The 24739-nt window shown below is 38.0% G+C and carries 20 protein-coding genes; 7 read left to right on the forward strand and 13 right to left on the reverse strand.

Translation table 11 applies throughout. From position 1 onward, the window contains the following. The first annotated feature begins 8 nt into the window (after positions 1 to 8). From ACWIW0_RS02340 to ACWIW0_RS02360, 5 genes are all read left to right on the forward strand, one after another. Positions 9 to 779 carry a Nif3-like dinuclear metal center hexameric protein gene (locus tag ACWIW0_RS02340; RefSeq protein ID WP_454452046.1) on the forward strand — a complete coding sequence of 257 codons (771 nt, stop codon included), beginning with the start codon at positions 9 to 11 and terminating at the stop codon, positions 777 to 779. 343 nt (positions 780 to 1122) lie between these two features. Then, positions 1123 to 3066, forward strand: coding sequence for a TonB-dependent receptor domain-containing protein (locus ACWIW0_RS02345; protein ID WP_454452047.1), 1944 nt, complete (start codon positions 1123 to 1125; stop codon positions 3064 to 3066). A gap of 37 nt (positions 3067 to 3103) precedes the next feature. Then, on the forward strand, positions 3104 to 3898 hold the full coding sequence (locus ACWIW0_RS02350; RefSeq protein ID WP_454452048.1) for a helical backbone metal receptor: 795 nt from the start codon (positions 3104 to 3106) through the stop codon (positions 3896 to 3898). Positions 3899 to 4029: 131 nt separating this feature from the next. Continuing rightward, positions 4030 to 5007, forward strand: coding sequence for a FecCD family ABC transporter permease (locus ACWIW0_RS02355; protein ID WP_454452049.1), 978 nt, complete (start codon positions 4030 to 4032; stop codon positions 5005 to 5007). Next, positions 5000 to 5731 carry an ABC transporter ATP-binding protein gene (locus tag ACWIW0_RS02360; protein ID WP_454452050.1) on the forward strand — a complete coding sequence of 244 codons (732 nt, stop codon included), beginning with the start codon at positions 5000 to 5002 and terminating at the stop codon, positions 5729 to 5731. The genes ACWIW0_RS02355 and ACWIW0_RS02360 overlap by 8 nt, the downstream gene beginning before the upstream one ends. A 147-nt stretch (positions 5732 to 5878) precedes the next feature. On the opposite strand, the gene nrdB is transcribed toward ACWIW0_RS02360, so the two are convergent. The 6 genes from nrdB to rplM form a co-directional block, all read right to left on the reverse strand. Next, on the reverse strand, positions 5879 to 7009 hold the full coding sequence (gene nrdB / locus ACWIW0_RS02365) for a class Ia ribonucleoside-diphosphate reductase subunit beta (protein ID WP_454452051.1): 1131 nt from the start codon (positions 7007 to 7009) through the stop codon (positions 5879 to 5881). Between the two features lie 71 nt (positions 7010 to 7080). Further along, positions 7081 to 9348 (reverse strand): class 1a ribonucleoside-diphosphate reductase subunit alpha, encoded by a 2268-nt coding sequence (gene nrdA / locus ACWIW0_RS02370; protein ID WP_454452052.1) that lies wholly within the window; start codon positions 9346 to 9348, stop codon positions 7081 to 7083. A 304-nt stretch (positions 9349 to 9652) separates the two neighbouring features. Continuing rightward, positions 9653 to 11383, reverse strand: coding sequence for a group II intron reverse transcriptase/maturase (gene ltrA, locus ACWIW0_RS02375; RefSeq protein ID WP_454452053.1), 1731 nt, complete (start codon positions 11381 to 11383; stop codon positions 9653 to 9655). Between the two features lie 468 nt (positions 11384 to 11851). Further along, on the reverse strand, positions 11852 to 12070 hold the full coding sequence (locus tag ACWIW0_RS02380) for a hypothetical protein (protein ID WP_218192474.1): 219 nt from the start codon (positions 12068 to 12070) through the stop codon (positions 11852 to 11854). A gap of 1109 nt (positions 12071 to 13179) precedes the next feature. Then, entirely contained in the window at positions 13180 to 13575 is a 396-nt protein-coding gene (gene rpsI / locus ACWIW0_RS02385; RefSeq protein WP_157394675.1) for a 30S ribosomal protein S9, read from the reverse strand. Between the two features lie 15 nt (positions 13576 to 13590). Beyond that, on the reverse strand, positions 13591 to 14019 hold the full coding sequence (gene rplM / locus ACWIW0_RS02390; protein ID WP_157394674.1) for a 50S ribosomal protein L13: 429 nt from the start codon (positions 14017 to 14019) through the stop codon (positions 13591 to 13593). Positions 14020 to 14314: 295 nt separating this feature from the next. Here rplM and ACWIW0_RS02395 point away from each other — a divergent pair, with 295 nt between their 5' ends. Next, a complete protein-coding gene (locus ACWIW0_RS02395; RefSeq protein WP_454452054.1) occupies positions 14315 to 14719 on the forward strand; it encodes a YhcB family protein in 405 nt (134 codons plus the stop codon). 166 nt (positions 14720 to 14885) lie between these two features. On the opposite strand, the gene rplY is transcribed toward ACWIW0_RS02395, so the two are convergent. Then, positions 14886 to 15173, reverse strand: a complete 288-nt coding sequence (gene rplY / locus ACWIW0_RS02400) for a 50S ribosomal protein L25 (protein WP_157393794.1) — start codon at positions 15171 to 15173, stop codon at positions 14886 to 14888. Positions 15174 to 15455: 282 nt separating this feature from the next. Between rplY and ACWIW0_RS02405 the strand changes: the two genes are divergently transcribed. Continuing rightward, on the forward strand, positions 15456 to 17969 hold the full coding sequence (locus ACWIW0_RS02405; RefSeq protein WP_454446513.1) for a glycogen/starch/alpha-glucan phosphorylase: 2514 nt from the start codon (positions 15456 to 15458) through the stop codon (positions 17967 to 17969). Between the two features lie 68 nt (positions 17970 to 18037). Here ACWIW0_RS02405 and ACWIW0_RS02410 read toward each other — a convergent pair whose 3' ends face one another. From ACWIW0_RS02410 to citC, 6 genes are read right to left on the reverse strand one after another with little or no spacing between them, the layout of a single operon-like run. Next, a complete protein-coding gene (locus tag ACWIW0_RS02410) occupies positions 18038 to 19489 on the reverse strand; it encodes an anion permease (RefSeq protein ID WP_454452055.1) in 1452 nt (483 codons plus the stop codon). Positions 19490 to 19493: 4 nt separating this feature from the next. Further along, complete coding sequence (citG, locus tag ACWIW0_RS02415) at positions 19494 to 20870, reverse strand: triphosphoribosyl-dephospho-CoA synthase CitG (RefSeq protein ID WP_454452056.1); 1377 nt, start codon at positions 20868 to 20870, stop codon at positions 19494 to 19496. 26 nt (positions 20871 to 20896) lie between these two features. Beyond that, positions 20897 to 22408, reverse strand: a complete 1512-nt coding sequence (gene citF / locus ACWIW0_RS02420; RefSeq protein ID WP_454452057.1) for a citrate lyase subunit alpha — start codon at positions 22406 to 22408, stop codon at positions 20897 to 20899. 9 nt (positions 22409 to 22417) lie between these two features. After that, positions 22418 to 23293 carry a citrate (pro-3S)-lyase subunit beta gene (gene citE / locus ACWIW0_RS02425; RefSeq protein WP_454452058.1) on the reverse strand — a complete coding sequence of 292 codons (876 nt, stop codon included), beginning with the start codon at positions 23291 to 23293 and terminating at the stop codon, positions 22418 to 22420. Beyond that, on the reverse strand, positions 23290 to 23577 hold the full coding sequence (gene citD / locus ACWIW0_RS02430; RefSeq protein ID WP_454452059.1) for a citrate lyase acyl carrier protein: 288 nt from the start codon (positions 23575 to 23577) through the stop codon (positions 23290 to 23292). Before citD ends, citE begins: the two co-directional genes overlap by 4 nt. 26 nt (positions 23578 to 23603) lie before the next feature. Further along, entirely contained in the window at positions 23604 to 24629 is a 1026-nt protein-coding gene (gene citC, locus ACWIW0_RS02435; RefSeq protein ID WP_454452060.1) for a [citrate (pro-3S)-lyase] ligase, read from the reverse strand. Positions 24630 to 24739: the final 110 nt, after the last annotated feature.

The following is a 24739-nucleotide window of genomic DNA, read 5'->3' on the forward strand; positions in this document are numbered from 1 at the left end:
GATAAACAATGCTAACCAATTTAGAACTAGAACAAATTTTGGATACAAAACTCAATAGCAAAATGATTTCAGATTACGCCCCAAATGGCTTGCAGGTTGAGGGACGTAAAGAGATCAAAAAAATCATTACTGGGGTAACTGCCAGTTTGCCGTTAATCGAACAAGCGATAGCTAAAAAAGCCGATGCGATTTTAGTTCATCACGGCTATTTTTGGAAAAGTGAAAACCCTTGTATTCGTGGAATGAAAGGTAAACGTATCAAACAGTTATTAGTAAATGACATCAATCTTTTTGGCTACCATTTACCTTTAGATATTCATTCGGAATTGGGTAATAATGCTCAACTTGCTCAAAAAATTGGTGTGCAAAATTTACAAGGACTAGAAGATAAAGCTAATTCCATTCCTGTCTATGGCGAATTACCACAAGCTATTTCTGCAGAAGAACTAAAAATAAGACTTGAAAAAGCGTTACAACGCAACTTAGTTTTGTGTAATGAATTTGTTGATGAATTTCCACAAAAGCTAATTAAAACCGTTGGAATATGTACTGGAGGTGGTCAAGGTTATATTGATTTAGCGGCAGCAAAAGGCATTGATGCTTTTATTAGCGGTGAGATTTCTGAACAAACAACACATTCTGCTCGTGAACAAGGTATTTATTATTTCGCTTGTGGACATCATGCAACAGAGCGAGATGGTGTTAAAGCACTAGGCGAGTGGCTCACAAAAGAATATGGCTTAGATGTAGAATTTATTGATATTGATAATCCTGCTTAATGATTTTATATCCTCCCCTGTCTAAAATCAGGGATTCCTATTGCATCTTAATCTAAAATTAGATCGAGATCACTTCGGTGGGACTGCTGACAATAAGGACAGTACCCCGCCGATTTTAGGTCACCACAAGCGGACATTTTCTTGCTCAATTTTACAACCTTGAGGATCGAAAACTATCTTTTACGCATTTTTTCTTAAATTGGGGAAAATCTGTATGAAGCTGAAAAATAGCGAACGCCTTATATCCGTACTCTAAAAGACAGGGTTTTACGGCGGTAAGTGATAATTTTATCTAATTTACTGATATAATGTCATTTTTTATAAACTTTACTTAGGAAATAAAATGAAACAAAATCAGATTACCTTAGCAATGTTATTTGCTCTACCAGCACTGGCATCAGCTCAGCAAACTTCAAATGAATTACCTGCTGTTAATGTTTATTCTGCTTATGCAGCTCCAGTTAATCAGGATAAAACCGCCTCATCTGTTACTGTTTTAACTGAAAAAGATTTTGCACAGCGTAATGCAACCTATGTTAGCGATGTGTTGAAAACTGTGCAAAGTATGGCGATCAGTGCATCTGGTGGGCGTGGCACATTGACCAATTTTTACTTGCGTGGTGCAGATGCTAACCATACCGCAGTGGTTATTGATGGGGTGAAAATGAACCCAGTCACTGGTTACGGTTTTGATTTTGGCGGATTAAGCCTAAGCAATATCGAACGTATCGAAGTGTTACGCGGTGAACAATCTGCTCTTTGGGGTAGTGATGCAATGGGTGGTGTGGTTTATATCACAACTAAAAGCGGACTTTATAAAGATAAGCCATTTAATGTTGATTTTGATTTAGGCACAGGCTCGAAAGGCACTTATGATGCTTCTGCGACAGTATCGGGTTATCACAACGGTTTTTACTATGCTTTGAATGGCAATAGCCACCGTACTCGCGGTATTTCAGCTTATAGCTCAAACAAGTTCCGCTATACCGCTGAAAACGGCACGCAAATCGTATCGGGTGGAGCGATAGAAAAAGACAAATTCCATCGTGATAATGCCTCATTACGCTTTGGTTATGATGGCAAAGATCGTGGTATTGAATTCTTAGCTTCTCACGCAACACAAACCGCTCGTTATGACGGTAGCTTAGCAGGCGAAACTACTTTTGATGATCGTACCCGCACTCGTGAAACCTTATTCAAACTAAGTGGCTATATCGGTAGCGATCAAGAATTATTCAAACACAAAGCGAGCGTCAGCAATGTGAAAACCGATAGTGACACATTTAGCTCTTGGGCGAGTGCCTATGATGCGAATAAAACAAATGCAAACTATCAGCTCGATATTAATTTTGACCGTGATGGTGCAATCACGCAAGCATTTAGCCTTTTAACTGAATACCAAAAATCCAAATATCGTTCAACATCATATAGTAACGAGAAAACATTAAGTGAAACTAGTTTTGCTGGAGAATATCGCTTATTAAATGAAGATGATCACGCTCTTGCAATCAGTGGACGTTTTATTGAAAATTCACAATATAAAAACGCATTCACTGGGCGTATTTCAGGTGCATACCGTTTATCACCTAATTTCAAAACGCACGCAAGTTTCGGGACAGCAATCCAAAATCCAACAATGACCGAATACTACGGTTATAACGGATCTTATGTCGCAAATCCTGCTCTCAAACCTGAAAAAAGTTTAGGCGGTGATTTAGGTTTACTCATCGAATCTAACGATAAAAAACATAGCCTTGATGTGACTTACTTTGCACGTAATGTTAATAATTTAATCAGCAGCAAAGTATTATCATCTGATCCAGTAACCTATGTAACTGTTTCACAAGCGATTAACCTTGATGGTTTAAGTAAACTTAAAGGGGTAGAAATTGCTTATAGTGGCAAGCTAACGGATACACTGACTACTTTTGCCAACTACACTTACACTCGTGGTAAAGATAGCAAAGGTGTTGAATTAGTTCGCCGTCCTAAACATCTTGCTAACGTAGGCGTGGCATATCAAATTACCGAACAACTTGGTGCTAATGCAAACCTTTCTTATGTTGGCAAACGTATCGACAATCACTTCAATGAAGTGACCTATGCTTCATCTCGTGTGAAAATGCCTTCTTACACTCTTGCAAACCTTGGTGTGAATTATCAAGTTAGCCAAAACGTAAATATCTATGCCAACCTAAATAATGTTTTCAATAAAAAATATGAAAATATTATCGGCTACGGTCAAATGGGACGTAACGTTTACGTTGGTTTAAAAGGTAGTTTCTAATCATTACTGGGGCTAATATGATTAGCCCCTACATTTTATGAAAAAAACACTGACATTTTTCAGCACACTTTTCTTACCGTTTACAACGGCTTTGGCACAAGAACAGTTCGTTTCGCTTACCCTTTGTAGCGACCGCCTACTCATTGAATTAGCTCGCCCAGAACAAATTTCTGCGATGTCGCCTTATTCAAAAAATCCGCTGATGATGTTGGATAAAATCAATCAAGACAAACCGATACTTGAACCACAGCTTACACAATTATTACCCTATTTAGATAAAACTATTCTGATCAATGAACATTTTTATCCGCAACTTGTCGCCGATTTAAAAAAATTAGGGGTAAAGATTATTCCCTTAAATGATACCCCACAGACACCCGAACAGCTGTTTGAGTTGATATTACAATTCGGGCAATTAACAGAAAATCAATCTACCGCAGAACAATTAGTGCAAAGGCTTAAACAGCAAAATTTTTCGCTAAACCAACCGCTTAGCGATACATTAGTGTTATCCGATACAGGGGTAATAGATAGCACCCAACCGCATTATCAGACGCTATTGACGCTACTTGGCTTAACTCCGCTCAAGCTACAATTAACACCACAAAATTTTTCACTGGAAAAAATATTATTAAGCCAGCCAAATGTGTTGATCTCGCTCACAGATAAACAGGGTTATAATGAGCAAGCCGAGCTACTCAATCACCCTATATTGCAAAAAATCTTCCATAACCGACCGCTTGTCAGCATTCCATTAAAATATACCTACTGTTTCGATCACGGTATTTGGCAAGGGGCAGAAAAAGTTTATCAGCAGTGGCAGGGTAAGTAGAGAAATGACGACGAAAAAAGTGGACTGTCGACAATTTATCGACGGTTTAAATTAAAATCCTCCGATAGAAAACGCCATTTCTTTTGCAAAATTGTTTGAAGATATTTCAAAAGAAATCAAAATAGAGAAAAATGAGTAACATAAACAAATTAAACGCCACACTATTTTTACTTTTAATCGCTATTATCTTGTCAGCAAGTTATTATCAACTAGCGGATTTTTCTGCGTTATTCAATGCGGAAGGCGTTATTACTGATATGCGTTCCCTTGTTCTAACGGATATTCGCTTACCACGCCTAAGTTTAGCGATTTTGACAGGGGCAAGTCTTGCCCTTGCAGGTAATGCAATGCAAGGGATTTTTCAGAACCCACTTGCCAGCCCTGGTTTACTCGGAAGTGCAAATGGTGCGACAACTGCCAGTGTGTTTATGCTCTATTACTTCTCCGCCCCTTTTAGCCTATTACTGTTAGGCGGTATTGCTGGAGCATTACTCAGCTTTTTACTGGTTTATTTTATAGCCAAAAATCACGGTACCACAATGATGATTTTAAGCGGTTTAGCCATCAATATGTTGTTAAGCTCTGCCATTGCATTACTGCTGTCTAACGCTCAAAGCCCTTGGGCATTAGCCGAACTCTATCGCTGGCTACAAGGTTCGTTAGTGTGGGCAAAATTCGATACGCTGCTTATTTCTTTACCTTTTATCTTATTCGGGATTTTCTGCCTTTACCACCAACGTCGTTATGTTGATTTACTCACCTTTGGAGAAGAAACCGCAAGTACGATGGGCATAAACCCTAAACGAAGCTTTTTCATTACAACATTCGGTGTTGCTTTATTAGTGGGAGCAACCATTCCCCAAACTGGTACTATCGGCTTTATCGGCTTAATTGCCCCACATTTTGCACGCATTTTATTGAAAAAACGCCCTTCTCAACTCTATGTAACCAGTGCTTTAATTGGGGCATTATTGCTTGTGATTGCCGATCTCTGTATTCAATATATCCCGTTCTTTTCCCATATTTACATTGGTACACTCACAGCAATTATTGGTGCACCAGTGCTAATTTGGATTTTACTGACTCAACAGCGGAGAATATATGATTAAAGTTGAAAATCTCACACTCCCCTATGCACTACATAATGTGAATTGCCACATACCACAAGGCAAACTAATTGGCATAATGGGGGCAAATGGTGCAGGTAAATCTACGCTGTTGAAAAGTATCGCTGGGATCTTACCGCTTACAAGCGGTGAGATTTGGCTGAATAATTGCAAATTATCCGCAATGACCGCTCAAGAAAAAAGCCGATACATCGCCTATCTCGCCCAAAGCACTGCTATTCACTGGGATCTTTGCGTATATGATGTGATTGCACTTGGTTTGCCTTCTCCCTTAAAAACAGCGGAAGAACAGAAAAAAGTGCGGTCAATTTCGGCACAATTTTCACTGATTAACTTACTTGATAAGCCTTTCCAACAGCTTTCAGGTGGAGAGAAAACGCGTGTGCAATTAGCCCGTTGTTGCATTAAAAACAGCCCTTTACTACTTGCAGATGAGCCTATCGCTGCACTCGACCCCTACTACCAACTCGATATAATGGAACAGCTTAAAGCACTCACACCACAACACACTTGCGTGATTGTCATTCATCATCTCTCGCTGGCTTATCGTTTTTGTGATGAGATCATATTACTCAACGAGGGTAACATTATTGCTCAAGGCGAAACCCAAGCGGTATTAACCAGTGAAAATATTGCTAGGGCATTTAATATCAAAGCGGAAATTGATCGGAAAAGAAAAGAGATTAGTGGCTTAGTAAAACAATAAGTTGCTCCTAAACAAACTCTGTTGTCTCTATACTTGAGAATCAAGAAAAAGATAAGCGGTAAGATTTCAGCGTTGTTTTACAAAGAGTACTTACAAAAAGTTATGGAAATCCGACCGCTTATTATTCTATTTTATAATCTCAATTTATTATAACTTAAAACCATCAAAATCTTCTGCATTGATATTTGCATCAATTTGCCCAACAAGATAAGAGCTGACCTCAACTTCTTGCGGTGCGACTTGTACATTATCAGACACAAGCCAAGCGTTGATCCAAGGAATTGGATTGCTTTTCGTTGGAAATGGCGTACCTAAGCCGATCGCATTCATTCGAATATTGGCGATATATTCAACATATTGGCAAAGAATTGTTTCATTTAACCCCATCATTGAGCCATCTTTAAAGAGATATTTAGCCCACTCTTTTTCTTGTTGCACTACGTCCATAAAAAGTTGGAAAGATTGTTCACGACACTCTTGTGCTATCTGCATAAAATCATCGTCATCTTTGCCATACGCCATTAAATTTAGTATGTGCTGTGTGCCTGTTAAATGTAAGGCTTCATCTCGTGCAATAAACTTGATTATTTTTGCATTACCCTCCATCAATTTTCGTTCTGCAAATGCAAATGAACAAGCAAAAGAAACATAAAAACGTATCGCTTCTAAAGCATTGATAGACTGCATACAAAGATATAATTTTCGTTTCAGCTCATATAGCGTAACTTGCCTTGTTTGACCATCTATATTGAATTCGCTTTCGCCAAAAATTTGGTAGAGCTGAGCGTCTAAAACAAGTTCATCATAGTAGGTTGAAATATCCCTTGCTCTTTTTTGGATCTCTTCATTTTCAACAATATCATCAAAAATGATAGATGGGTCATTAACAATATTTCGGATAATGTGAGTATAAGATCGGGAGTGGATAGTTTCACTAAAAGACCAAGTTTCAATCCACGTTTCGAGTTCTGGAATGGAGCAAATTGGTAATAAAACTGCATTAGGCCCCCGCCCTTGAATTGAGTCTAGCAATGTTTGATATTTTAAATTACTGATAAAAATATGTTTTTCGTGATCTGGTAAACTTTGATAGTCGATGCGATCTTGGGAAACATCAATCTCTTCAGGTCGCCAGAAAAATGAGAGCTGTTTTTCAATCAATTTTTCAAAAATTTCATATTTTTGCTGATCATAACGTGCAACATTAACGTTTTGTCCAAAAAACATTGGTTCTTCAAGTTGGTTATTTTTATGCTGAGAAAAAGTGGTATATGCCATAGTGTGATCCTTATTGATATTGTTTTATTGATTGCCTATGCAAAAAATTGGGCAAACCTATCCGCTTGTATCTAAATACGACAAGCTCCGCTTTCACAATGTGTGATGTCATCTTGTGTATCATCTGCACCATCTCGGGTATTTTGATAATAAAGCGTCTTCAAGCCATATTTATAGGCAATCAATAGATCGTTAAGTAAGCTCTTCATTGGCACTTTTCCATCAGGAAAACGAGTAGGATCATAATTAGTATTTGTTGAAATAGCTTGATCGACAAACTTTTGCATTATGCCGACCAGTTGCAAATAACCGTTGTTATTTGGAATGTCCCACAATAGCTCATATTGGTTAGATAACTTTTCGTATTCAGGAACAACTTGGCGTAAGATGCCATCTTTTGATGCTTTGATACTGACATATCCTCGTGGCGGTTCAATACCATTAGTTGCATTAGAAATCTGCGATGACGTTTCTGATGGCATTAAAGCAGTCAATGTTGAATTTCGTAAACCATACTGCAGAATATCAGCTCTTAACTGTTCCCAATCATAATGTAGCGGTTCTGTGGTTAGGGTATCGATATCTGATTTATAAGTATCAATTGGCAAACCCCCTTGTGAATAAGTGGTTTGCTTAAAATATTCACAAGCCCCTTGCTCTTTTGCTAACTGATTTGAGGCTTTTAATAGATAGTATTGAATAGCTTCAAATGTACGATGGGTGAGATTATTTGCACTGCCATCGGAATATTTCACACCATTTTTAGCTAAATAGTAGGCAAAGTTAATCACTCCAATACCTAACGATCGTCTTTTAATTGAGCTTATTTCAGCTTCTTTTAACGGGTAATCTTGATAATCCAATAAGGCATCTAAGGCTCGTACGGCTAAATCGGCAAGTTCTTCTAGTTCATCTAAGTGCTTTAAAGTACCCAAATTAAATGCAGATAAGGTACAAAGTGCAATTTCTCCTTCATCAGCATTGTCATCATTAAGTGGTTTAGTTGGTAAAGCAATTTCTAAACATAAATTAGATTGCTTGATAGGTGCAAGGCTGGCTATAAAAGGGGAATGGGTATTACAGTGATCAACATTTTGGATATAAATTCGCCCTGTTGATGCACGTTCTTGCATCAATAAGGAAAATAGCTCTGTTGCTTTTACGGTTTGCTTACGAATAGTGGGATCTTGTTCATATTGAATATATAACTGTTCAAATAAGTTTTGATCAGAAAAAAAAGCATCATATAGTTTAGGCACATCAGACGGGCTGAATAGGGTAATATTTTCACCCTTAATTAAGCGTTGATACATTAGCTTGTTCAGTTGAACACCGTAATCCATATGGCGAACGCGATTATCTTCTACCCCACGATTATTTTTCAAAACTAGTAAGCTTTCCACTTCTAAATGCCAAATAGGGTAAAAAACAGTCGCAGCACCACCCCGAACCCCACCTTGAGAACAAGATTTTACCGCAGCTTGAAATAATTTATAAAATGGAATACAGCCCGTATGAAATGCTTCACCATTACGAATTGGACTGCCTAATGCTCGAATAGCACCCGCATTGATGCCGATGCCAGCTCGTTGAGAAACATATTTAACAATCGCAGATGCTGTGGCATTTATGGAATTTAAACTATCGCCACACTCAATCAATACGCAAGAGCTAAATTGTCTAGTTGGAGTGCGTACACCTGCCATAATTGGTGTTGGCAATGAAATCTTAAATGTTGAAATTACATTATAAAATCGTTGAATATAATCTAGGCGAGTTTCTTTCGGATAAGTACTGAATAAACAAGTTGCAATCAAAATATAGAGAAATTGGGGACTTTCGTAAATCTCTCCTGATACTCGATTTTGTATCAGATATTTTCCTTGTAATTGATTGACCGCTGCATAAGAAAAATTTAAATCACGATTATGATCAATAAAGGTATCTATTTTATCAAGCTCTTCACGACTATATTCTGTCAATAAACTGGAGTCATATTTTCCACAGCGTACCATTTTCTTGACTTGCTCGTATAAATGCGGTGGTTCAAATCTGGAATAGGCTTTTTTGCGTAAATGAAATATCGCCAAACGTGCGGCTAAATATTGATAATCGGGGGTTTCTTGAGAAATCAGATCGGCTGCAGCTTTTATAATAGTCTCGTGAATATCTGATGTTTTAATACCATCATAAAATTGAATATGTGATCGCAATTCAACTTGTGAAACAGATACATTCTCTAATCCTTCTGCTGCCCAAGTTATGACTCTGAGGATCTTATCTAAATTAATTGGTTCTAAACGTCCATCACGTTTAGTCACCATAAGCGTATCAGTCATCTGATGTCTCCTATGTAGATTATAAATTAACATTAGTCACTCATCAGGCACTATATGTAGTATTCCCCTGAGTAACGAGACACAAGATAATGTTGTTCAGTAAAGATTTCAAACGGAAAATTTTGTCAATTTAATTGACATTAGATAACCTATTAAAATTATAAGTATTTTTAAAAAGAAAAAGGCAGGAATTTTTCCTGCCTTGGCTCGAAAACGAAAATGTCGGGTAGCGAAAATATATTACTACATTTCCGCCCCCTAAGAACTGTACGAGCAAATTTCTCTGCATACAGCTCAAGCCTTTCTATTGACTATAAATAGTCGGCTTTACAACATCCAAATTCAAAGCGTGAATTTTAACGTGGCAATTTGGGTGTACTAAACAGCGATTACTTAACGCATTACTTCCTCCAAACATTCTGTACACAATATGATGGTCGTGCCAGCCTGTTTCTTTGGTTATTGGTAAACCACATAACGCACATTTTCCACGTTGGTCTTTATACAAAGCTTGCCATTGTCGTCTATGTGATTGTTCATCATACAAACGTTCTTGGCTAAGTTTTTCCCCATATAATTCCCATTCGGGTAAAAATGGATTGTATTCAGACTGAATTTTAACGTGTCGTTTGATTTTAACTGCACTACAATAGAATAAATCTATTGGGCTTGTTTCCCCTTTTTCATTGGTATATACAGTGCCAAATACCCAACTTCGAGTTGCCGTGGTGCAAAAGTATTTCTCTTTTATCCACTTTACTCCTTTATTGTGATGTCGCCGTTTACACCATTTCCATAAGGCTCGCCAAACTAATGCGTCCATTCGTCCAAATGCCTTACTCGCCACCTGACTTCGATGATAATTCGCCCAACCTCTTAACATCGGATTGAGTACCCTTATTAAGTCTTCTTGTTTCGCCATTTTCATTTTGGAAATCACTGTTTTGACTTTGCTATAAAATGCTTTAACATTCTTTTTGCTCGGTCGATTTAGTATTTTTCCTTTGAAACGTCTTACATTCCAACCTAGAAAATCAAACCCTTGCTCAATATGCACTACTCTTGTCTTTTCTTCTGATAAGGATAATCCCCTTTCTTTTAAAAAGCCTTTAATGAGTGGTATAACTTCTTGCTCAAGTAATTCTTTCGTTTTACCTGATACAATAAAATCATCTGCATATCTTACTAAATAGGTTTTACTCTCTCGAATTTTCCGACTGCCTTTTTTCCCAAAATGAGTTTCTAACAGTTTTTCCAATCCGTCTAGTGCCATATTAGCAAGTGTAGGCGATATAATTCCACCTTGAGGTGTGCCTTCTTCTGTCCGTTTTAATCGTCCAAATTCGACTACACCTGATTTTAGCCATTTTCGCAGTATCCTCTTATTCATCGGAATATGCTTTAACAGCCATTCGTGGCTTATGTGGTCAAAACAACCCGCTATATCTGCATCTAGTACCCATTCGACAGGTCGATTGGTTTTCTTCCCTTTATGCGAAAAAGTCTGATGTATGTGTGTTATTGCATCTGCCGTTGAACGGTTTAGCCTGAACCCATACGAACCTTTATCCGCTGTTGTTTCTGCCACTGGTTGTAGTGCCAAAAGATATAAGGCTTGCATTGCTCTATCTTTCATTGTTGGAATACCTAGTGGGCGTTTTTTCCCATTCGGTTTTGGTATGTACACTCGTCTTAATGGACTGGGTTTGTACCTCTTTTCCGTCAATGCTAGTGCAGATCGCCATTTTGTTGCAGGACTGTCCCACAACTCTTTATCAACACCACTTGTCCGTTTACCTTGATTTTCCGTCACTCTTTTTACTGCGATGAGTTTCGCATAGTGTGAGTGGGTCAGCATTCGTTGTAAGTTTTTAACCTTACGCCATTTGCCTTCCTGTGTTGCCTTCGCAATCCGAATTTGCATTCCTTTCACATACCGCTCAGCCTTATGCCATTCAACATAATGCCATTGAGAAATGTGCGAGGTCGCTGGATTGCAAGCTACCTTTTCAGTATAATGCTTACGCTCTTTCATACCTACCTCTGATATTACAAGGTAAGTTAAAAGGTCTCGGTAAGTGGGTAAATTCCTCAGTGTAAACTTGGTGGTGTACAAGAGGAACTACCGAATACCGATAGTTTTAACCGCTCTTGTAACCGATTGGGTTAAAGAGTACGGGCGTTAGGTGGTCGGGTATTCCCAACCTGACTGACTAATCAAGTTAATTAGTCTGCAAGCCTAACGCTCGCTTTCTTTAAATTGTTTACATTCGTTATTAGTTTGTTCCCTCCCCATAATGGCGAGAAAACTTTTTTAAATTGCCTTTATGGGGCAAACTAACACTAATAACCCTTAAAGGAAACGCTAATCATCTTACGATGAAAGACCAGTTAGAAGTCTGCACCCTTTCGGGTTAGGCTATATTTCACGCCCTATCCGTACTATTACAGCACAGCATTTGCTTTCTCTAACCTCCCTTACCTGCATTCCCAACAGTATTGCTTACGCTCTACTTGCCATTCCTTTTCCTCTTCCTGTTTCATACTTATAAATATGTTTCAGTATTGAGTATTGTGGACGAGGCAGAAATACAGGCTTACCAAGTTCCATTACTATCACACGAGTAGTGAAGATACAGTCTGTCCCCCGACAATGCTTTGATGGCGTATTCCCAACGTCAAGAGGAATATCCGACTGCTTACCATTTTGGTCTAAGCCCATAACAACCGTAGGCTATTTCTCATAACGGAGTTTAATCAACTGTTCACTTACGTTTATCTTTCTACCCAGTCTAGCCTCTCTCGAAATGTGTTGTTCATTCCTTCTCAACCTTTCTTCACAGAAAAATTGACCCTTTCGGGGAGTACATTGTCAGGAAGCTCCGCACCACACCGTTGCCAGTGTCGCACTATCCCTAGACTACTGTTAGCCATATAACAGGTTACCTCATTAAACGCCTTGTACTGCTTATATCTTCAATTTGTTTAATTGTAACAATGACAGTAATAGCTTACGCATACTTACTAAGTTAGCTTATACCTAACTGCAATAAATAAGCCCTTGCTTTATGCTTCATAAAATTTACTTTAGTTATTCCATTAACTTAGTTCACAACCAAGAACAACCAATTACTTTTTTCTCTTTCCTTTATCTGTTTATATCCCAATTATACAGATTTTGGTTAGATCAATAGTATGCTTTAATTTAAAGTGTTCCTTTGGTATAATTTTGAGGCGAACGATACCGCTTGCTCATTTCCGCAAGCAAATACACGGTTCAACCACTCGGTTGAAATGGGGTCTTCTAAGAAGATTACCCTTAGTAAAGATAAGTTTAAGTGAAGTATGCCCCTCCTCCCTAAGTCTTACCAAGACTTAGTTCTGTTCCGTTTTCTAGAGGCTGACGGAAACTTTGAGCTTTATTTATAGTAGGTCTGTAAATTATTCTCTAATCTGAGGTATGGGTAACCTAAGTCATTTGCATATTTAGGGATCATCATATGCTTATGCTCTTTACAACCTGTATTCAGGTTAAAACTTGGGAACATTTGTTCCAACAGCGGATCTTGCTTTCTTACTCTTCTTATCACTTAAACTACAAGTAATAAGTACATCTGAGTGAAGACCATACCTTACTGTTATTAGAGTTGGTTAATTTACTTTTACCAACTTAGAACAAGATTTTGAGCAACGCTCCGTTTCTTGCCTGTCTTCCCAACTGCCTCCAAGAGGCAGTTGAAAAGTTGGAAGAGGCTGGCGAAACCAGCTTTCCAAGCGATAACTCCTTGATATATAAGGAGTTTTTCGCCATAAGTACGACAACTTGTCGCACTAACGTTTTGAGTATTGTGGACGACGACGTGCTTTGTGTAAACCCACTTTTTTACGTTCAACGCGACGAGCGTCACGAGTAACGAAACCAGCTGCACGAAGTGCTGGGCGTAAAGTTTCATCGTATTCCATTAACGCACGAGTGATACCGTGACGGATTGCACCCGCTTGACCAGAAATACCACCACCTTTAACAGTGATGTATAGGTCTAATTTATCTGTTAACTCAACTAATTCTAACGGCTGACGAACTACCATACGAGCAGTTTCACGACCGAAGTAAACTTCTAAAGAACGTTGGTTAATAGTAATGTTACCACTGCCCGGTTTGATAAATACACGAGCTGAAGAGCTTTTGCGGCGACCTGTGCCGTAGTTTTGATTTGCTGCTGTCATTTTTATGCTCCGTGATTAGATATCTAAAACTTGAGGTTGTTGTGCAGCGTGATTGTGCTCAGCACCTGCATACACTTTTAATTTACGGAACATTGCACGACCTAATGGGCCTTTTGGCAACATACCTTTAACCGCAATTTCAATCACTGCTTCTGGACGACGAGCAATCATTTCTTTGAAAGTAGCATCTTTGATACCACCTACATAGCCAGTGTGCCAGTAGTAGATTTTGTCAGTTTCTTTTTTACCTGTTACTGCTACTTTTTCCGCATTGATAACGATGATGTAATCACCTGTATCTACGTGTGGAGTGTACTCTGCCTTGTGTTTACCACGAAGACGGCGTGCTAATTCAGTAGCTAAACGACCTAAAGTTTTACCTGTCGCATCTACTACATACCAGTCACGTTGAACTGTTTCTGGTTTTGCTACAAAAGTTTTCATTAATTAAATACCAATCTAAAATTGTTTAAACCCAATATCCTAAGATATTACCTAATACGGTAGAATCGGACCCCTTCGAGTCAATTCTGACCAAACTTGTGTGATGGGAATATCACACAAAAACAGGGTGGCGAAATTATACAGATCTTTTAAAGAAAAAGCGAAGTATTTTGTAAAAAAATCTCTAATTTGCGACTATTTTCAAAAATTCATAAATTACTTTAGAATTTAACTTCTCATTAAAACAAGAAAATGATAGAAATAGGTAATTTCAGTCAAAAAATAGGAGTACATTATGGAACAATGGTCAAATGAAATCTGGTTAGCCATCGTGGCTGCATTTATTGTGGGAGCAATCATAGGATATGTTGTGCTAAAAGCCACTAATGCAAATGCACAAAAACAACAAAAGTTAGAGAATGAGCTAAAAGTAGCAACGGCTAAACTAGATGCCCAAAAAGAACAACTAGAGCAACATTTTCAACAATCGGCTAATTTACTCGCTACTTTAGCAGAAGACTATAAAAAACTTTATACTCATTTAGCAAAAGGTTCTCAAAATCTACTTCCTGATGAAGCCACTCAAAAGATTGAATTTTTCAAGCAATCTCAATTAGCAGAAAAATCAACAAATGATGATGAACAACCAAAAGATTATTCCGAAGGTTCTTCTGGTATTCTGAGATCAAAAGTAGATTAACTAGCTATTACAAAATATTTTAACATTAATACTAAACAAAAAGAGCTTTCTGCATCAAGCAAAAAGCTCTTTTTGTTTATAGTAAACTTATTCCAAAAATATTTAACATCTAAAATTAATTGCTAATAGTTTCGAAAAAATAGTACTAACCCTTGTAAATCAAGGATTAAGCACGTTTAAAGTCTAAGTGTACTAATTTTGGTTTAGTTGGGTGGCGTTGGATCGCTTGTACTTTAACTTTCTCTTCTTTACCACCAACAACGATAGTTAATACTTCGTTGTAGAATGCATCTTGTACTTGTGCATTGTTTACTTTTTCGTGGTCTAAAACGATTGATACAGGCTCTGCATTTCCACCGTAGATGATTGCAGGAACTTGACCATTGTGACGCAGGCGGCGGCTCGCACCCTTACCTTGCGCTAAACGAACTTCAGCTTCAAATGTAAATGACATTATTAAATTCTCATAAAAAATGGAACATTATTGTTCCGTTGATAAAAAAATAGCAGGCGACCCAGCTATTCCCTAAAAGTTTACGGCAAAAGCCGAAGTGCAATTCTAATCAAAAAATAAGAAAAAACCAATAGTTTTTATGAGCAATTTTTTATATTTCACTTACTGATCACATTTTGTAAAAATATATGTTGTCTATGCTGAATATACAGCAATTTTACTCAAGTTATTGTAAGATATATACGTTTTTAAACTATAAATTCGTCATATTAGGAGTTATAAATGGGCAGTTATCAGCCAGATACACATCTTAGTCCTGAAAATATTCAAAATGTGAAAAATGCCATTTTGCATAAATTAGTCTTTGCGTTAGGTGTTGAGCCTCGTGAAGCAAGTAAACGCAACTGGCTTAATGCATCATTACGCGTTGTACGAGATCTTTCTACCGAAGCTTGGCTACAGACTCGCCGTAGCCAAGCAGCCAATACTAGTCGCCGAGTTTACTATCTCTCAATGGAATTTTTAATGGGAAGAACCTTTAGTAACGCAATGATTTCTGAAGGTGTCTATGAGTTAATTCGCGCCGCATTAGATGAGCTAGGTCAAAATCTAGAAGATATTATTAACGAAGAAGGCGACCCAGGTTTAGGTAATGGGGGGTTAGGACGTTTGGCTGCGTGCTATATGGATAGTTTAGCGGCAATGAAGATCCCTGCTATTGGCTATGGTATTCGCTATGAATATGGAATGTTCCGCCAAGAAATCAAAAATGGAGAACAAGTTGAATTACCCGATTACTGGCTAGACAAAGAATTTGCTTGGCCTTATGTTCGTTCAAGTAAACGTTTTCCTGTTCGCTTTGGCGGTCGTACTTGGCTAGAAGGGAAAAAAGTTCACTGGCAAGCAGAAGAAGAAATCATTGCTCAGGCTCACGATCAGCTTATTCCAGGTTTTGAAACAACAGCAACGAATAGCCTACGTTTATGGTCAGCTCACGCAGGAGATAAAGTATTTGGCTTAGCTGATTTTAATCGTGGGGACTATTTTGCCGCAATGAGCCAACAAAATAGCTCTGAAAATGTTTCACGCGTACTCTACCCTGACGACTCAACCTATAATGGACGCGAATTGCGTTTACGCCAAGAATATTTCCTTTGCTCTGCATCTATTCAAGATATTATTCGCCGCCACGAAATTGAATCTGGCTCTTGCATTAACCTCGCAGAAAAAGTGGCGATTCACTTAAATGATACTCACCCAACTCTTGCTATTCCTGAGTTAATGAGAATTTTGATTGATGAAAAAGGTTATAGCTGGGAACAAGCATGGAATACCACTCGTAAAACATTCTTCTATACTAACCATACCTTAATGAGCGAAGCTCTTGAAACTTGGCCTGTTGAAATGGTAGCTCGTATTCTACCTCGTCACTTACAAATTATATTTGACATCAATAGCCACTTCTTACAAGAAGTCAGAGAAAAATTCCCAAATGATGAAGAACTCATTCGCCGAGTTTCGATCATTGATGAGCAGGGTGATCGCCGTATTCGAATGGCTTGGTTAGCTGTTATTGCATCAAGTAAAGTCAATGGCGTTGCTAAAATCCATTCTGATTTAATGGTTGAATCCATTTTTGCTGACTTTGCAAAAATCTACCCAAATCGCTTCACTAACGTGACTAATGGTGTAACTCCACGTCGTTGGATCCAAATTGCCAACCCAGGACTTGCTACGATTTTAGACAAATATATCGGGCGTAAATGGCGTACTGATTTAATGGAATTAAATAAATTCAATGAATTTGTTGATAATACCGATGTACAAGCAGAGATTTCAGCCGTTAAGGTAGAAAATAAACGTAAACTTGCCGCTTATATCGAAGAAACCCAAGGGATTAAACTTAATCCAGAAGCAATTTTTGATGTACAAATTAAGCGTATTCATAAATATAAACGTCAGCAACTTAACGTATTACATATTATTGCTCACTACAACCGTATTTTGAAAAATCCAACAGCAAATTGGCAACCACGAGTATTTATTTTTGCAGGTAAAGCAGCAAGTGCCTACTATGCAGCAAAAAAAGTAATTCGTTTAATCAATGATGTTGCTAAAGTTATCAATAATGATGACCGTATTCACGATTTAATTAAAGTTGTCTTTATTCCGAATTACAGTGTCAGCCTTGCCCAACTTATTATTCCAGCAGCAGATCTCTCTGAACAAATCTCATTAGCAGGTACAGAAGCATCTGGTACATCAAATATGAAATTTGCCTTAAATGGTGCATTAACAATTGGTACTTTAGACGGAGCAAACGTAGAAATTTTAGATCGAGTTGGTAAAGAAAATATCTTTATTTTCGGAAACACCGTAGAGCAAGTGGAAGCATTACGCAGTAATGGCTACTCACCATATCGCTACTATGAACAAGATGCAGAGTTAAATGAAGCGATCTCACAAATTCTAAATGGCAAATTCTCACCAGAAGATCCATATCGCTACCAAGATTTAATTCTTAACTCAGGCGACTATTATCAAGCCTGTGCAGACTTCCGTAGCTATGTGGATACACAAGAAAAAGTAGCTGAATACTTTGCTAACAAAAAAGCGTGGACACGTTCTGCGATAATCAATATTTCTAATATGGGATACTTCTCATCAGATCGCTCGGTGCTTGATTACGCCAAAGATATTTGGAAAATTGAACCGATGAGTGAAACTCAGCTTGCTGAACAAGCAAAGGTTGCAGATATGATGAGTGATGCGAGTAAGTTATTGATTATTAAATAAAAAACTAGGTGATAATAGGTGTAATGGACAAAATGGTTGATCTATTACACCTATTTCTTATAAATTTACTATTTTGCTACTGGCAACCATTCCATACTAAATAGGAATTCCCACCAAGCAATACCAATCGTTGCGTGAATAAGTAAACTACCAAAGGCAATAACAGCACCAGCAATCCACCACGATTTAATATCATTATAACCCGCACCAAAAGTAATTGGGCCAGGGCCACCACCATAATGTGTAACAGAACCACCATATGAGTTAGAGAATAACAAACCTAATGTTAGTAATTCAGCTGGAGCTCCTGTTACTTTACCCACTGTTGCAAATACAGGTACCATTGCTGCAACATAAGCACCACCTGAAGCAAATAAATAACGTACCGCTACACTCACAGTTAAAATAGCAATAAGAGCTATTGTACCATGATCACCAAAATTCAATACTTTACCAAGTACATCAGCTAACCAAGTAAAAAAGCCAGCTTTGTCTAAGACACCAGACATACCAATAATACCACCGTACCAAATTAATGTATCCCAACCAGCTTTGTTTTTGCGAATATCATCCCAAGATACGATACTTAACACGATACAGAGTACCATTACAGCAAGTGCCACAGTAGTTGCATTAACATTTAAAGCATCTGCAAAGATCCAGCAGAATAATGCAATAACAAACAATACTGCTAATGCTTTTTCACGGAAAGACATTGGACCAAGCTCTTCTAATCCTTTACGAGCAATTTCTTTATTATCAACCTGTTTCATTTCAGGCGGTGCAATTAAATAACAGATAAATGGAATAATAAATAAGCACAATAGACCCGGAACAGATGCCGCTAGAAACCATTGGATCCAGTTTAAATTAAATCCTAAAATCGGCGCCATTAAAGACAGTGCTAACGCATTAGGAGCCATTGCGGTTAAGAAAATATAACTGGTTGTTTTTACCACCATATAAACATTAAGTAGCAAATAACGTCCTGCTTTTTTCGGGCTCGTTTCTGGATCAGACCCTAATGCAACCGCAACGCTATTGATGATCGGGAATACAATTCCTCCAGCACGAGCTGTATTAGAAGGCGTAGCTGGTGATAATAGTAAATCCAAGAACATTGTTACATAACCTAAACGTAAGGTTGTGTTACCCATTGCGGCAATTAAATGATAGGCAATTCGTTTACCTAACCCAGTAATGACAAAAGCCGAACTTAATGTAAATGCGGTAAAAATTAACCACGTCGTACCTGATTGATAGCCTGCTAATGTTTGACTAACTTTAACAAACTGCTCAGCCCCTTCGGTGTTACCGATAACTGCAGCAGATGCAGCTACGGCCGCAAGTAAAATAACGGGTTCACCATAAGGTTTTAGCACTAATCCCACAATAGTTGCTAAATATAACCCAAATAAACGCCACGCAATTAAAGAAAGCCCTTCAGGTGCTGGCAATAAGAAAACAATAATTGGTATGACTACCAAAACTGCTAATTTTTGGACTTTAGATAAAGCCATATAGTTACCTCATTAAAAGATGAAAAAAAATCGTTAATGCTAATAAATCTGCACTACCACCTGCACTTAAATTACGCTTAATGCAAGCGGTATCAAATTCAATTAGTTTTGCAATTCGTTTCTCTGTATCTTGCTCTTCAAGAATACGTTTTGCTTGTTGTTGTACAAAAGATAAACCGTCCATTCCACCACGATTTAGCACATTCGTATCAACATTGCTGGATAATAAATTCAGCAATACTGTTAATAGTTTTTCTCGCCATATTGAGTTATTTGGCTGTATATTTTGTAAGTGATATAAATTCTGTTTAACCAATGGGAAGCCTTGCTCTGCTTCGCCTCTTGCCCCAGTTACACCATAGGTACGATACAAACGAACGCCTGCTGTCATTGGCAAATATTCAGGATAATTTACTAGTTCTTGAGAAAGTCCTTTTGCCATTTTTTCTACAAATGACAAAATAGACACTACATTGATGGCTTGTTTAGTGGCATATAATCGTCCGATAGCACAACAGACTACTCCAAAGGAGAAGATAGCACCTTTATGGGTATTAACGCCTTCCGTTGCTAGTAACATTGCTTGTTCGGCTTGTAACCCAAGCGGTCGGATCTCCGCAAAAATTTGTAATGGATCAGTTTGCTGTGTTGTGATGCCATACAGCACAAAATCACGCCAAAATGCTTTTAATGCCTTGGCACTACGTTCAAAACTTTGTAAATCCATATCTCGATGAGCACCTGAATTAGCTCGATCGACCAGCCCAGGCTTAGGGGTTAAATAGACTTCTTCAAGTAATGCCTGATGAGCCAGTTCACTAATCTGCTCTGCAATAGAATAATCTATTGCTCGTGATTGAATTTGTGCAATAATTTCATCAACTGAATGTTTTCTTGCTCTTGCACAAACTTTAGCATCTTCTTCACACATCAAACATCGGCGTGGTGAAAACCCTAATTCTGTACGGCTAATTGAACGCCCTGATACATCAATAACGTCAAGATCCCATAAACGAGCAAGTGGTGAGCTATCTTCTAAGGTGATCATCACTTGTTTCAATTTCATCGGTTCAATTGGCAAGACAAAAATTGCTTCGTGTCCCGTATCAAGCCAACGTATATCTTCAATCACAGGGTGAATATTGAGTTGAGAAAAACAAGCGGATACATTCTCTAAACATTTTGTAAAAACATAATCAAGCAATGCATTTTTCTTCACTGCTCCAACTGCAAGAAGAGTGATTGATAATATAGGTTGTTGAAACTCTGCTAAGCGTTGTTGTTGTAAATAAACTCGTTGTTCACGAGCTTGCAACAATTCGGCTAACTCAACCAATTTTCCAGTGGTCGAAAATGATTTACAAAATGTGGGATAAAACATACCGCTTATTTCCAACGCTAACGTTTTTATTCTGCTATTTGATAAACAGTATCAATTACCGAACCATCGCGATAACGAACTACAGCGACAGGTTTATTTGTGAATTGAATGTCTTTCGGTTTACCTGTTAGGTTGTAAGCCTTTTCCATTAATTGTTCAATCGCAAATAATTCTATTCCTGCATTTGTTAGGGATTCAATTAGGTCTAAACGAGTAGGATTAACTGCTACACCGTGATCAGTAACAAGTACATCAATATTTTCACCTGGTGTAACACAAGTAATCACTTCTTCTACCACCGTTGGAATACGCCCTCGTACTAAAGGTGCGACGATAATTGATACTTGGGCAGATGCGGCTGTATCACAATGGCCACCTGATGCACCACGAATAACGCCATCTGAACCTGTCAGAACATTCACATTGAAATGTCTATCAATTTCCAACGCACTTAAAATTACGACATCTAAACGTTCAACGGAAGCACCTTTCGAACTGTAATTCGCATATTGATTTGCAGATACTTCAATATGATTTGGATTACGAGCCAGTGATTCAGCAGCATCCTTATCAAAACTCTGAACATCAATTAGTTTCTTAATTAACCCTGCTTCGTGCAGTGCCACCATAGATGAGGTAATTCCCCCTAACGCAAAATCTGCACAAATTTGTTTTTTACGCATTTTATCTTCAAGGAAACGAGTGACTGCAAGTGCTGCACCACCTGAACCTGTTTGTAGTGAAAAACCATCTTTAAAATAGCCTGATGCAAAAATCACATCTGCTGCTTTGCGTGCGATTAAGAGTTCTCTTGGGTTTGTTGTCATTCGAGTTGCACCGCCACCAATTTTTTTCGGATCACCAACTTCATCAACTTTCACAATCAGATCTACCTGATCTTGCGGAATACTCGCAGGGTGATGGGGATAAGCAACTAATTCTTCAGTTAATAACACGACTTTGTCAGCAAATTCTGCATCTACTTTAGCGTAGCCCAATGAACCACATTTGCTCTTGCCACTATAACCATTTGCATTACCAAACTCATCACAAGCAGGTACACCTAAAAATGCAACATCAATGTTTAGTTCCCTGCTTTTTACGAGATGTACACGTCCACCGTGAGAATGAATATTCACTGGTTCATCCATCAAGCCACGAGAGATTTCCTCAGCGAGTTGCCCACGCAATCCCGAAGAATAAATTTTACGCACAACACCATTTTTAATATGTTCAACTAAAGGGAAATGTGCATCAATTAACGAGCTTGATGCTAATACTAAATTTTTATATCCCATCTCAGCAATTTTATTCATCACTAGGTTTACAACCATATCACCATTACGGAATGCGTGGTGGAAAGAAACGGTCATACCGTCCTTTAAACCTGAACGAAGAATTGCCTCTTCAAGAGAGTTACAAAGTTTGCGATCTTTACGTGTTTTCTGTAAAGATTCGGCTTTAGGTACAGGGATATAAGCGGTGAGATTACTATTATTTTTTGCAAAATGTGCTGTACGTTGGTCTCTTGTTTTCATTCCATACTCCTACTCTTCTCGAATACCTGATTTAGCACGTTCTAACACTAATTTGGCACGATCAATAATCGGGGCATCAATCATTTTGCCATTTAGAGAAACAACGCCTAACCCCTGCTTTTTAGCTTCTTGAGCCGCTTCAATAATACGATTAGCTTGCTCTACTTCTTTTTGTGTTGGTGCAAATAAGTTGTGAAGTAATTCAATTTGACGTGGATTGATTAGCGATTTTCCATCAAAACCAAGTTGCTTAATCAGTGCTGCTTCGGCTAAAAAACCTTCTTCATTGTTTGCATTTGAATACACCGTATCAAAGGCTTGAATCCCAGCAGCACGAGCTGCTTGTAAAATTGAACAACGAGCAAAAAGTAATTCAATTCCATCGGGCGAACGTTCTGTTCTTAAATTACGCACATAATCTTCCGCACCGAGTGCAATACCAATAAGACGATCAGACGCCGATGCAATTTGGTTTGCTTGGGTAATTCCAAGCGGGGATTCAATAGCGGCTAATAATTTTGTACTTCTTAACTCACGCCCACAGGCTTTCTCAATTTCAGTTATGGCATTGTCCATATCAATAACATCTTGAGCAGTATCTGTTTTTGGCATACGCACAACATCAGCCCCAGCTCGAACCACAGCATTTAAATCAAGTAAACCATACTCAGATTCCAATGGATTGACACGCACAATGGTTTCTACTTCTTGATAAAGTGGATGTTGTAAAGCGTGTGCAACTAACAAACGAGCGGTATCCTTCTCTTTTAATGCCACAGAATCTTCTAAATCAAACATAATAGCGTCTGGTTTATAGATAAAGGTATTACTTACCATTGCTGCATTAGAGCCAGGTACAAACAACATACTACGTCTTAATTTCATAGTAATTTCTCCCAATCAATACTTTCATCAGTCGCACGCATTAATGCAGCTTTTATACGGGCTCTTAATACGCAATCTAATGCACCTTTATCTTCAATAATAATTTGAGCATTGGTAATATTTAATTGAGAAAGCACCGCTTGTACGGTTTGGTAAATGTCATCTCCAAACTGAGCTTTGACGCTGCTGTTAATCTCAATCTCTAAACTATCAGCTGGTGCGACTCGAATAAGTGCATCACTGGATTCGAGCGTACCTGCTACGGCAGGTTTTGTAATGTTCATACATATCCTCAATCATAAAAAATAAACTAAAGGGGGCTGTTGCCATACTGTTCTTGCAAAAAGCTAAAGGTTGTTGTGGGTACTAAATAGGCGATCATTTCCCACTCTTGTTCGGCAAGTAAACTTCTCACAGCAGAAGCTGAAATCGGCAAATCTTGATAATCTTTACGTGCTATTTCGATCACACTAATACTAGGAAAAGCCATTTCAGACTGCTCTAGCCATTGGTGCATTTGTCGGTTATATTCTCTAGTAACAGCACAGAATGGTTCTGAACCAACAAAACGATGTGTGATATTTAATGCAGGAGCAATATATTGACGAAATAATTTAAGATCGATTTCAACATATAACTCATCGGTTAGACCTTTATCTTTTAAGAAATAATTAGGAAAGGTTGCTCTTGAAATAATGTAATCAGAACCTTCGTGTAAAGTAATATTTGATAAATCAGCAATTCCCTGTTTAACAAGTTGGAAACGTGTCTGATAATTAAATAGTGAAGCATTTTCACCAACAATAAAAAGATGGAGATGATCGCACTGTGCAAGTGCCTGTTCAATGAGATAGCGATGCCCTAAAGTAAAAGGGTTTGCATTCATTACAATAGCTCCAATTTTTTCCCCTTCAACACGCATAGATTGCCATTTGTAACACTCTTTTTTTAAGCGAGTAGTACTATTCTCAAGTAGTACCATATGTGGGTAAGCTGTAACTAGTGTATGAAAACCACATACTTTAAATACATTTTCATATTCTGGTTTGGTGTAGATGAAAAGATCAGGGTAGCTCAATTCATAAGCTAGATGGATAAGCTCGGTAGCAAGTTTTAGTGCAATCCCCTCTCCACGATAACTTTCATCAATTGCAACACACTTAATAATACGAGGTGCAATTCCGCCACAAGCAATGAGTTCATCATTTTCATTATAAGCTAAAATAAAAGAGAGAATTTGCTCATCAAACGTGAGTTCATTTTTATGCAAAAATTGTTTAATTTCAGACAGATAAGAATTATCTTTATTTAAAATATCTACTCGTTGAAACAGCATAAATTGAAAATAATTTCATTATAAAAAATAATTGTATGCGAGCAATTCTAAAGCAATCTTTACAGAAATAATAAGAAGAAAAGTAAATCAGGTTGATCTTAATCAAAAGA

It is taken from the genome of Ursidibacter sp. B-7004-1 (assembly GCF_053654055.1).

What these genes read in the sequence shown, in the direction of transcription:
- ACWIW0_RS02340 (WP_454452046.1), top strand. Translation starts at nt 9, where the DNA reads ATGCTAACCAATTTAGAACTAGAACAAATTTTGGATACAAAACTCAAT.
- rplM (WP_157394674.1), bottom strand. Translation starts at nt 14,019, where the DNA reads ATGAAAACTTTTGTAGCAAAACCAGAAACAGTTCAACGTGACTGGTAT.
- rpsI (WP_157394675.1), bottom strand. Translation starts at nt 13,575, where the DNA reads ATGACAGCAGCAAATCAAAACTACGGCACAGGTCGCCGCAAAAGCTCT.
- nrdB (WP_454452051.1), bottom strand. Translation starts at nt 7,009, where the DNA reads ATGGCATATACCACTTTTTCTCAGCATAAAAATAACCAACTTGAAGAA.
- ltrA (WP_454452053.1), bottom strand. Translation starts at nt 11,383, where the DNA reads ATGAAAGAGCGTAAGCATTATACTGAAAAGGTAGCTTGCAATCCAGCG.
- rplY (WP_157393794.1), bottom strand. Translation starts at nt 15,173, where the DNA reads ATGTCATTTACATTTGAAGCTGAAGTTCGTTTAGCGCAAGGTAAGGGT.
- ACWIW0_RS02355 (WP_454452049.1), top strand. Translation starts at nt 4,030, where the DNA reads ATGAGTAACATAAACAAATTAAACGCCACACTATTTTTACTTTTAATC.
- citD (WP_454452059.1), bottom strand. Translation starts at nt 23,577, where the DNA reads ATGAACATTACAAAACCTGCCGTAGCAGGTACGCTCGAATCCAGTGAT.
- ACWIW0_RS02410 (WP_454452055.1), bottom strand. Translation starts at nt 19,489, where the DNA reads ATGGCTTTATCTAAAGTCCAAAAATTAGCAGTTTTGGTAGTCATACCA.
- citG (WP_454452056.1), bottom strand. Translation starts at nt 20,870, where the DNA reads ATGTTTTATCCCACATTTTGTAAATCATTTTCGACCACTGGAAAATTG.
- ACWIW0_RS02395 (WP_454452054.1), top strand. Translation starts at nt 14,315, where the DNA reads ATGGAACAATGGTCAAATGAAATCTGGTTAGCCATCGTGGCTGCATTT.
- citC (WP_454452060.1), bottom strand. Translation starts at nt 24,629, where the DNA reads ATGCTGTTTCAACGAGTAGATATTTTAAATAAAGATAATTCTTATCTG.
- citF (WP_454452057.1), bottom strand. Translation starts at nt 22,408, where the DNA reads ATGAAAACAAGAGACCAACGTACAGCACATTTTGCAAAAAATAATAGT.
- citE (WP_454452058.1), bottom strand. Translation starts at nt 23,293, where the DNA reads ATGAAATTAAGACGTAGTATGTTGTTTGTACCTGGCTCTAATGCAGCA.
- ACWIW0_RS02405 (WP_454446513.1), top strand. Translation starts at nt 15,456, where the DNA reads ATGGGCAGTTATCAGCCAGATACACATCTTAGTCCTGAAAATATTCAA.
- ACWIW0_RS02345 (WP_454452047.1), top strand. Translation starts at nt 1,123, where the DNA reads ATGAAACAAAATCAGATTACCTTAGCAATGTTATTTGCTCTACCAGCA.
- nrdA (WP_454452052.1), bottom strand. Translation starts at nt 9,348, where the DNA reads ATGACTGATACGCTTATGGTGACTAAACGTGATGGACGTTTAGAACCA.
- ACWIW0_RS02350 (WP_454452048.1), top strand. Translation starts at nt 3,104, where the DNA reads ATGAAAAAAACACTGACATTTTTCAGCACACTTTTCTTACCGTTTACA.
- ACWIW0_RS02360 (WP_454452050.1), top strand. Translation starts at nt 5,000, where the DNA reads ATGATTAAAGTTGAAAATCTCACACTCCCCTATGCACTACATAATGTG.
- ACWIW0_RS02380 (WP_218192474.1), bottom strand. Translation starts at nt 12,070, where the DNA reads ATGGGCTTAGACCAAAATGGTAAGCAGTCGGATATTCCTCTTGACGTT.